This window comes from Mesorhizobium sp. M4A.F.Ca.ET.022.05.2.1, assembly GCF_003998845.1.
Lineage (GTDB): Bacteria > Pseudomonadota > Alphaproteobacteria > Rhizobiales > Rhizobiaceae > Mesorhizobium.
Map to the genome: position 1 here is coordinate 1 of NZ_RZOJ01000264.1, position 8,666 is coordinate 8,666.

The 8,666-nt window shown below is 64.9% G+C and carries 10 protein-coding genes; 3 read left to right on the forward strand and 7 right to left on the reverse strand.

Annotation, left to right across the window (positions count from 1 at the left end; all coding sequences use genetic code 11):
• On the forward strand, positions 1-393 hold a 393-nt coding region (locus tag EN745_RS23825), incomplete at its 5' end, for a response regulator (protein ID WP_145992110.1).
• A 182-nt stretch (positions 394-575) separates the two neighbouring features.
• Positions 576-1,463 carry a GNAT family N-acetyltransferase gene (locus EN745_RS23830; RefSeq protein ID WP_126058285.1) on the forward strand — a complete coding sequence of 296 codons (888 nt, stop codon included), beginning with the start codon at positions 576-578 and terminating at the stop codon, positions 1,461-1,463.
• Between the two features lie 79 nt (positions 1,464-1,542).
• Here EN745_RS23830 and EN745_RS23835 read toward each other — a convergent pair whose 3' ends face one another.
• Together EN745_RS23835 and grpE are read right to left on the reverse strand one after the other, a co-directional pair.
• Positions 1,543-2,175 (reverse strand): trimeric intracellular cation channel family protein, encoded by a 633-nt coding sequence (locus EN745_RS23835; protein WP_126058284.1) that lies wholly within the window; start codon positions 2,173-2,175, stop codon positions 1,543-1,545.
• A 104-nt stretch (positions 2,176-2,279) separates the two neighbouring features.
• Positions 2,280-2,915: a nucleotide exchange factor GrpE gene (gene grpE, locus EN745_RS23840; protein WP_126058283.1), complete on the reverse strand. Its 636-nt coding sequence runs from the start codon at positions 2,913-2,915 to the stop codon at positions 2,280-2,282.
• A gap of 228 nt (positions 2,916-3,143) precedes the next feature.
• Here grpE and EN745_RS23845 point away from each other — a divergent pair, with 228 nt between their 5' ends.
• Positions 3,144-3,344 carry a hypothetical protein gene (locus EN745_RS23845; RefSeq protein WP_126058282.1) on the forward strand — a complete coding sequence of 67 codons (201 nt, stop codon included), beginning with the start codon at positions 3,144-3,146 and terminating at the stop codon, positions 3,342-3,344.
• Positions 3,345-3,504: 160 nt separating this feature from the next.
• Here the strand turns inward: EN745_RS23845 and EN745_RS23850 are convergent, their stop codons facing one another.
• The 5 genes from EN745_RS23850 to EN745_RS23870 form a co-directional block, all read right to left on the reverse strand.
• Complete coding sequence (locus EN745_RS23850; protein ID WP_126058281.1) at positions 3,505-4,125, reverse strand: DJ-1/PfpI family protein; 621 nt, start codon at positions 4,123-4,125, stop codon at positions 3,505-3,507.
• Positions 4,126-4,316: 191 nt separating this feature from the next.
• Positions 4,317-5,924, reverse strand: coding sequence for a GMC family oxidoreductase N-terminal domain-containing protein (locus EN745_RS23855; RefSeq protein WP_127422407.1), 1,608 nt, complete (start codon positions 5,922-5,924; stop codon positions 4,317-4,319).
• An 88-nt stretch (positions 5,925-6,012) separates the two neighbouring features.
• On the reverse strand, positions 6,013-6,546 hold the full coding sequence (locus EN745_RS23860; protein WP_127405924.1) for a DUF934 domain-containing protein: 534 nt from the start codon (positions 6,544-6,546) through the stop codon (positions 6,013-6,015).
• A gap of 138 nt (positions 6,547-6,684) precedes the next feature.
• Entirely contained in the window at positions 6,685-7,449 is a 765-nt protein-coding gene (locus EN745_RS23865) for a phosphoadenylyl-sulfate reductase (protein WP_127422408.1), read from the reverse strand.
• A partial coding sequence (locus EN745_RS23870) for a nitrite/sulfite reductase (RefSeq protein ID WP_145992111.1) occupies positions 7,424-8,666 on the reverse strand: 1,243 nt, incomplete at its 5' end. The genes EN745_RS23870 and EN745_RS23865, both read right to left, overlap by 26 nt.

An 8,666-nucleotide genomic window follows, 5' to 3' on the forward strand; every position in this document is an offset into this window, starting at 1 on the left:
GAGCAGGGCCTGTCGGTGCTGATCGCCGAGGACAACGACATCAACGCCATGCTCGCCCGCGCCACGCTCCTGAAGGCCGGGCATCGCGTCAAGGTGGTCGGCAACGGCAAGGCCGCCGTCGAGGCTGTCACTGATGCCGGCCTGAAGCACCGCTTCGACGTGGTGCTGATGGACCTGCACATGCCGGTCATGGACGGGCTGGATGCCATCGCCGCCATTCGCCGCCACGAGGAGGCGCTGGCGGTGCCGCCCGTCCCGATCATGGTGCTGTCGGCGGACAGCCAGGAAAAGACCCGCCACACGGTACTGGCGCACGGCGCCAGCGGCTTCGTCACCAAGCCGCTCGACCCGGACGCCCTGGTCAGCGCTGTCGAGGCGCAGGTCGCGGCCTGAATTTTTTGCCCCCGGCACACGCCTTGGATTGCCTGGCTTTGCCCAGCTAAAGGTAGCCGGATGAAGGCATTCGCCAGCCGACGAAGTATTGCCCGCCGCTGCGTATCACGGTACTGTCACAATCCTGTTGCACCTACACCGTATCCCCGTGCCAAGAGGGATGGCTCGAAGGAGAATCACTCGTGCATACAGTTATGCCGGAATGTGACACTCGGCCGAATGCCGGCGGCGCCCTGCTCGCCGCGCGGACCGGCGATGCCGTCGCAACAGGCACCCCTCTCGGCCGCATCGGCAATCTCGAAGTGCGGCTTGCCCGCAACGAGGCCGAGATCGCGGCCGCCCAGGAAGTGCGCTACCGGGTATTCTATGACGAGCTCGGTGCCAGGAAGGACCTGTTCCAGGCGCAGAACCGTCGCGACGCCGACCGTTTCGACCCGCTCTGCGATCACCTTTTGGTGTTCGACACCTCGCTCCCCGGCCCTGAGCACCGCCGCATCGTCGGCACCTACCGGCTGCTGCGGCAGGAAATCGCGGCGACGGCTGGCGGTTTCTATTCCGAGGGCGAGTTCGAGCTGACCAAGCTGATCGCCCGTCATCCCGGTCAGCGTTTCCTCGAGCTCGGCCGCTCCTGTGTCCTGCCGGAATACCGTTCCAAGCGCACCATCGAGGCGCTGTGGCAAGGCATCTGGGCCTACATCAACCACTACGGCATCGGCGTGATGACCGGCTGCGCCTCCTTCCACGGCATCGTGCCGGCAGCGCATGCCGAGGCCTTGACCTATCTCGCCCATCACTGCCGCACCAATTCGGCTTGGGACGTCAAGGCGGTCGCGGGCCGTTACTGCCCCATGGACCTGATGCCGATCGAGGCGGTCAACGCCAAGGCCGCGATCGCGGCGATGCCGCCGCTGGTCAAGGGTTACCTGCGCGTCGGCGCCCGCATCGGCGACGGCTGCGTCATCGATCATGAATTCTCGACCGTCGACGTCTTTGTCGTCATGCCGGTCAAGGAGATCGGTGCGCGCTACGTCAACTATTATGGCGGGGAAGCCCAGCGCTTCGCGGCATAACTCAGCGAACAGCGAATACTGACCAGCGGGAGCTGCGTCAGCCCCTATTCGCTACTCCCTATTCGCTATTCGCTCTCTCTCATGGAATATCCTCCGGCCGCCGTCCGGGCCTGCTTTTGTAAGACGCAAAGGCCCAGCCGAATTTGAGCGCGCCGCCGCGCACAATGAATGCCGCGGCGAAACCCAGCAGACCCGCCGCCAACGGCGGCAGGCCGGCAAGGTCACCGACGGTGAAAAGGGCCGCACCCGCAAGAGCCGCCGTGACGTAGATCTCGGGCCGCAGAAGCACCGACGGCTCCCCCGCCAGAAGATCGCGCAGGATGCCGCCGAAGGTGGCGGTCAGCACGCCCATGATGGTGGCGACGACCGGTGAGCCAGTGATGGCGAGGCCCTTGGCGGCGCCCATCACCGAGAAGGCGGCGAGGCCGATGGCGTCGAGCCAGAGCAGCAATTTGTAGCGGGATTCGACCAGGTGGGCGCTGAAGAAGACTAGCACCGCGACCACCACGCAGATCAGCACATAGTCGCGGTTGGCGACCCAGAACACCGGCAGGTTGAGGATGACGTCGCGCAACGTGCCGCCGCCGATACCGGTGACGCAGGCCAGGAACAGAAAGCCGATGATGTCGAGTTGCTTGCGCGAAGCGGCAAGCGCGCCTGTCGCCGCGAAGACGGCGACGCCGGCATAGTCGAGAAGCTCGATGAGGTTCATGGGCTGAGCGAGTAGTGAATAGCGAATAGGGAGTAGGGCAATAGCACGAAGCCGCAGATTAGTATCTGTCCCCCTACTCACTGCTCCCTATTCGCTACTCACTATCAGGCATCCTTCTCGGCCTGCTCGTTCACCGGCCCCGGCTCGACCGGCGCCTCGGCGACAGCGGCCTTCGGGCCGCCCTTGGCGACGCCGACCATGGCTGGCCTCAGCACGCGGTCGCCGATCGAATAGCCGGGCTGGACGACCTGGACGACGGTGCCTGAGGGAACATCGGGATTGGGCACCTCGAACATCGCCTGGTGGAAGTTCGGGTCGAACTTCTCGCCTTCCGGCGCGAGCTTCTTCACCCCATGCCGCTCCAGCGCCGCAAGCATGGCGCGCTCGGTAAGGTCGACGCCCTCGATCAGGGCCTTGAAGCCGGCATCGCCCGACGCCTTGGCTTCGGCCGGAATGGCGTCCAGCGCGCGGCGCAGATTGTCCGACACCGACAGCATGTCGCGCGCGAAATTGGCCACCGCATAGGCGCGCGCGTCGTGCACGTCGCGCACGGTGCGACGGCGCAGGTTCTCCATCTCTGCCGCGACGCGAAGCGCTCGGTCCTTCAATTCCTCGTTTTCCTTCAGCAGCCGCACCAGCGCCTCGTAGTCGCCGTCGACGCTGCCTTCCGCACGTTCGCCGGTGGCCTCGGTAGGCTCCATATCCTCGGGCGCGCGTTCGTCTTTTGCCTGGTCGCTCATCGCCGTTTCCCGTCATTCCGAATGGTTTGGATTTGCGCCCGATATCGAGGTTTGAAGGCCAAAAATCAAGGGGCAAGCGAGCCAACGCAGTTTCGCTGCGTCTCCAGGGGACCGTTCGATATTAAATCAAATTTTACCTTGATCGCCGGCTTCGCTTGCGAGAAAGCGGCGGCGAGGGAACCATTGCCGGGTTGAGGGAGTTTCGAAGCCGACACAGGATTTGGGACGATGAGCGGCAACAAAAGCGAAAGGCGCGCGGAACTCGCCGCCGATATCAGACGACAGCTTGGCAGCGAAGCGACGAAGCGCTTCCTGCGCACGCTGCCGTCATTCCGCCTGGAAACGAACACGCCCGAGCATTTCCGCGACCTGCTCGACCAGCTCGATGACATCGAAACCAGGGCGGCCAACGGCGAACGCCGCCAGTAGCTGCGCATCCGCAAGACCGGACGCGCCGCCGCGCCTGAAGCAATTCCAGCAAGGCTGCGCAGCCCGGTTTCCGCCTGGAATTGCACAAGAAATCAGAGGCTTAGAGGATCAGCGGTTCCATGGGACTGGAACCGCTGCGAGCGGCGCTTTTCCCGATATTTCAAGCCGCCTTGCGTTCGTCGCGCATCAGCGCCTTGCCGTCGCGGATCTCGGTGCCGAGCACCTTCAGGCATTCGCGCATGAACGCTGCAAGGCCAGGCCAGCCCTTGGCCGATACCAGATTGCCATCGACATGGGCGCCGGTCGGCGCGACATCGATGTAGATGCCGCCGGCGAGCGTCACTTCCGGCTCGCAGTATTGCAGCGCCGCGACCTCGCGGCCGCGCACCACACCGTCGACGGCGATCAGGATCTGCACGCCGTGGCAGATGGTGAAAATCGGCTTGCCGGTCTCGTGGAAATGCCTGACCAGCGCCTGCACGCGCTTGTCGATGCGGATGTATTCCGGCCCGCGCCCGCCGGCCGCATAGACGGCGTCGTAGTCGGCCGGGTTCACCTCGGCGAAGGTCTTGTTGAGGATGTAGTCGTGGCCGAGCTTTTCGGTGTAGGTCTGGTGGCCTTCGAAATCGTGCAGCGAGGTCTTCAAGATGTCGCCGGCCTTCTTGTCGGGGCACACGACATGCACCGTATGGCCAACCGCATGCATGGCCTGTTCGAAGACGAAAATCTCATACTCCTCGCTGAACTCGCCAACGAGCATCAGAATCCTTTTGCCTGCCATGCCGGTTCCTCCCTTAGCTGGCTATTTATTTCGAGGCACGAAATATTAGCCCTATCCTAAGGGCAAGCAGGCCGGAGGGGAAGCGCAAATCGCACGATTGGTCCTACCAGATTGATTCCGTGGCGCCCGGCGAGTGATAAAGGCAAGGCTCCCGGAGCAAAACCGCATAGGCTGGTCTGACCAAGACGGCGTCAGGCAGCCGCCCGGATAATATCCGCCGCCTTCTCGGCGATCATGATCGTCGGCGCATTGGTGTTGCCGCCGACGAGTGTCGGCATCACCGAGGCGTCGACGACGCGCAGCCCTTGCAGCCCGCGCACCTTTAACTGCGGATCGACGACGGCCATCTCGTCGATGCCCATCTTGCAGGTGCCGGCCGGGTGATAGATCGTGTCGGCGCGGGCTCTTATATGCGCCATCAGCTCGGCGTCGCTGGCAGCGCCAGCGGTATAGATTTCCTTCTGGCGATACCTGGCCAGCGCCGGCGCCTCCAGAATGCCGCGCATCATCCGCACACCCCTGAGCAGAAGCTCGGCGTCGCGCTCGTCCTCGAGGAAGCGCGGGTCGATGCGCGGCGGCGCCAGCGAGTCTGGACTGGACAGCCCAACCTCGCCGCGCGAATAGGGCCTCAGCACGCAGACATGGCAGGAGAAGCCATAACCCATATGCAGCTTGCGGCCGTGATCGTCGACGATGGCGATGCAGAAATGCAGTTGCAGGTCGGGCCGCTCGGCCGCCGCGTCGGATTTGAGGAAGGCGCCGGCCTCCGCATAGGGCGTAGCGATCATGCCGGTGCCGTCCTTGCGCCAGCGCAGCATGTGCCTGAGCAGTCCGGGCAGGCCGCGGAGGCCGATGCCCATCAGCTCGGTCTCGCGCGACTTCCAGGCCAGGATGAAATCGAGATGGTCCTGCAGGTTCTTGCCGACACCGGGCAGTTCATTGACGATCGGAATGCCGTGCACTGCCAGCTCCGCCGCCGGACCGATGCCGGAAAGCAGCAGCATTTGCGGCGAGCCGAACGCGCCACCGCACAGGATGACCTCGCGCCTGGCTTCCGCCACGGCTTCGCTCTTGCCGGCACGATAGCGCACGCCCGTCGCGCGCTTGCCGTCGAGCACCACGCCGGTCGCCTGCGCGCCGGTGATGACGGTGAGGTTCGGCCGGCCCATCGCCGGATGCAGATAGGCTGCCGCGGCCGAGCAGCGCTCGCCATTGCGCCGCTCGCCCCAGAATTGCGTGACCTGGTAGAGCCCCGCCCCTTCCTGCTCGGGCCCGTTGAAATCGTCGTTACGGCGGATCTGGTTCTCGCCGCAGGCCTCGACGAAGGCTTTCGAGATCGAACGCGGCTCCTGCTGCTCGGCCACCCTGAGCGGTCCGTCGCCGCCGTGCAGCGCATCAGTGCCGCGCTGGTTGCCTTCGGCGCGCCGGAAATAGGGCAGCACCTCGCTCCACGACCAGCCGTCGCAGCCGAGATCGGCCCATTCGTCATAGTCGCGGCGGTGACCGCGCGTGTAAAGCATGGCGTTGATGGCGCTGGAGCCGCCCAAGGCCTTGCCGCGCGGCTGGTAGCCCTTGCGGCCGCCGAGCCCTTCCTGCGGCACCGTCTCAAACCCCCAATTGTTGATCCTGGGCCTGCCCGGCAGCAGCGCGATGATGCCGGCCGGCGCGCGGATCAGGAGATCCTTGCCTTCGCCGCCCGCTTCGATCAGGCAGACCGTCTTCGATGCATCCTCAGAAAGCCTGGCGGCAAGCGTGCAGCCGGCGGAACCGCCGCCGGCGATGACATAGTCGTAGCGCATGGTCTCCTCCCGGCGGATATTTCCGTCCGTGCGGTCAGAGAAAGCCTGCTTGCGCGCGTTGTAAAGACGTCGACGAGTTACCGCTGGGTCAGCCCGCGCGTTTGCGCCGCCAGGAATATTTCGGCCCCTTGGCCTCCGGCTCAGCGGTCGGCTGGTAATAGAGCCCCAGCCCGCCGGTATGGCCTTCCTCAAGTCGCTTCAAGAGCACCGGATTCGAGATTTCGAACTCGTCGAAACCGACCCGCAGCATATGCGGCAGCTGGTCGACCAGCACCTGGCCGGTAGCGCGGACCGCGCCCTCGAAATGATGGCGGCTGCGCAGCAATTCGCCCTTGGAGAAGGAGCGGCCGTCATTGAACGCCGGGAAGGCCAGCGCCACCAGCGACAGCTGGTCGAGCAGGCCGACGATCTTGTCGAGCTCGTCGCCGGGCTGCAGCAGCACCCCGATGCGTTCCCTGGCCGACTTGCGCACCTCAAGGTCGAGCCCCAGGAACGCCTGCAGCGGCAGGATGAAGCGGCCGTTGCCGGCGAGTGCCTCGGCGCTCTCGGCCTGGATCCACTCGTCCTCGCGGAAACCGTTCGGGGTCCAGAGGCGGGTTTCCGATTTGGTCGGCTCAGTCATCAAAATTCCCAAAATCCAAAAATCAAAGGATGTGTCGCGTTTCAGGGCAGGCCGAGCCCGAGCGGAGCGTCCCATGGTGCGTGAGCACTGCAGGACACCGACGATTGCGGGCCAGCCTCACCTGAATATCAACATAGCCTAAAGGGATGCGTCGGTCAGCGACTTCTCCAGGCCGGAAAGGTGGATGCCGCACTCTGTCTTGGCGTGCCCGGCCCAGCGGCCGCTGCGCGCGTCCTCGCCCGGCTGTACCGGCTGCGTGCACGGGAAGCACCCGATCGACAGATAGCCATAGGCGACCAGCGGATTTTCGCGCAGCGCGTGCGCGCGCATGTAGTCGGCCTGGTCCGAAGTCGTCCAGTGCGCCAGCGGATTAATGCGGATGCGCGAGCCGACCGCCTCGAAGACCGGAAGCGCCGCGCGCGTCGAGGCCTGGAAGCGCTTGCGCCCGGTGAACCAGGCGCGGAACGGCTCGACGCCGCGTGCCATCGGCTCGACCTTGCGCACGTTGCAGCAGGCGTCGGTGTTGGTCTCGTGCAGCCTGCCGGTCGGATCGACGCGTTCGAGCGCGGCCTCCTCCGGCTTGATCACCCTGACATCGGTGAAGCCGAAATCGGCAACCAGCGCATCGCGATAGCCGAGCGTTTCCTCGAAATGCTTGCCGGTGTCGAGGAAGATCACCGGCAGCGCGCGGTCGACCTTGGCGATCATGTGCAGCAGCACGGCGGAATCGGCGCCGAAGGAGGAAACGGCGGCGATACCGCCGCGAAACAACTCGTTCGCCGAACGCTCTATGACCTCGATCGGGCTGAGGTGCCCATAAAGCGCGTCGAGCCCCGCCGCCTCGGCGGCGACGCCGGCCTCGACATCAACGATCCGGTCAAGCGGCCTTGGTTTCGCCAGCATAGAGCGCCTCCTTGAACGGCGCGGGACCGACTCTGCGGTAGGCGTCGATAAAACGTTCCGAGGGACTGAGCCGAAGGCCGAGATAGGTATCGACGATCTGCTCGATGGCGTCGGTGATCTCTTCCGACGAGAAGCCGCGGCCGATGATCTCGCCGACGGAGGTGTTCTCGTCGGCCGAGCCGCCGAGGGTGACCTGGTAAAGCTCGGAGCCCTTCTTCTCGACGCCGAGAATGCCGATGTGGCCGACATGATGATGGCCGCAGGCATTGATGCAGCCGGAGATCTTCAGCTTCAGCTCGCCGATCTCGCGCTGCCGTTCCAGCGAAGCGAAGCGCTGCGAGATCTCCTGCGCCACCGGAATGGAACGGGCCGTGGCCAGCGCGCAATAGTCGAGGCCGGGGCATGAGATGATGTCGCTGATCAGGTTGGAGTTGGCCGTCGCCAGGCCGATGTCGACCAACGCGTCATAGACGGCCTTCAGATCGGCGCGCGCCACATGCGGCAGGATCAGGTTCTGCTCATGGCTGACGCGCAGTTCGTCGAAGGCGTATTTCTCGGCGATGTCGGCGACCGCCTCCATCTGGCTGTCGGTGGCGTCGCCAGGCACCTCGCCGATGCCCTTCAGCGAGATCGTCACCGCCGCATAGTCGGGATGGCGATGCGTCACCACATTCTGGTCGAGCCATTCCGAGAAATTCTTGGAATCGAGCCGCGCCAGCTTCACTGCCGCGTCGCCTTCCGGCCGCTCGGCCAGACCCGGCGGCGTGAAATAGGCGTTGATGGCACCGATGTCGGCTTCCGGCAGCTTCAGCTCGGCGTCCTTCAGCTCCTGCCACTCGGCCTCGACCTGGCGCGTGATCTCCTCGACGCCGGTCTCGTGGACGAGGATCTTGATGCGCGCCTTGTACTTGTTGTCGCGGCGGCCATAGAGGTTGTAAACGCGCAGAATCGCCGTGCAGTAGGAGAGAAGATCGGCTTCCGGCAGGAAGTCGCGGATCTTCCGCGCCACCATCGGCGTGCGGCCCTGGCCGCCGCCGACATAGACGGCGAAGCCGAGCTCGCCGGCCGCGTTCTTCTTCAGGTGCAGGCCGATGTCATGCGTCTGGATGGCGGCGCGGTCGCGCTCCGCACCCGTCACCGCTATCTTGAACTTGCGCGGCAGGAACGAAAATTCCGGATGCACCGACGACCATTGCCGCAGGATCTCGGCATAGGGG

Excerpts from the sequence above, each read along its gene's own strand:
- grpE (WP_126058283.1), bottom strand. The coding sequence starts at position 2,915 with ATGAGCGACCAGGCAAAAGACGAACGCGCGCCCGAGGATATGGAGCCT.
- EN745_RS23855 (WP_127422407.1), bottom strand. The coding sequence starts at position 5,924 with ATGCGCTACGACTATGTCATCGCCGGCGGCGGTTCCGCCGGCTGCACG.
- EN745_RS23860 (WP_127405924.1), bottom strand. The coding sequence starts at position 6,546 with ATGACTGAGCCGACCAAATCGGAAACCCGCCTCTGGACCCCGAACGGT.
- EN745_RS23845 (WP_126058282.1), top strand. The coding sequence starts at position 3,144 with ATGAGCGGCAACAAAAGCGAAAGGCGCGCGGAACTCGCCGCCGATATC.
- EN745_RS23835 (WP_126058284.1), bottom strand. The coding sequence starts at position 2,175 with ATGAACCTCATCGAGCTTCTCGACTATGCCGGCGTCGCCGTCTTCGCG.
- EN745_RS23865 (WP_127422408.1), bottom strand. The coding sequence starts at position 7,449 with ATGCTGGCGAAACCAAGGCCGCTTGACCGGATCGTTGATGTCGAGGCC.
- EN745_RS23850 (WP_126058281.1), bottom strand. The coding sequence starts at position 4,125 with ATGGCAGGCAAAAGGATTCTGATGCTCGTTGGCGAGTTCAGCGAGGAG.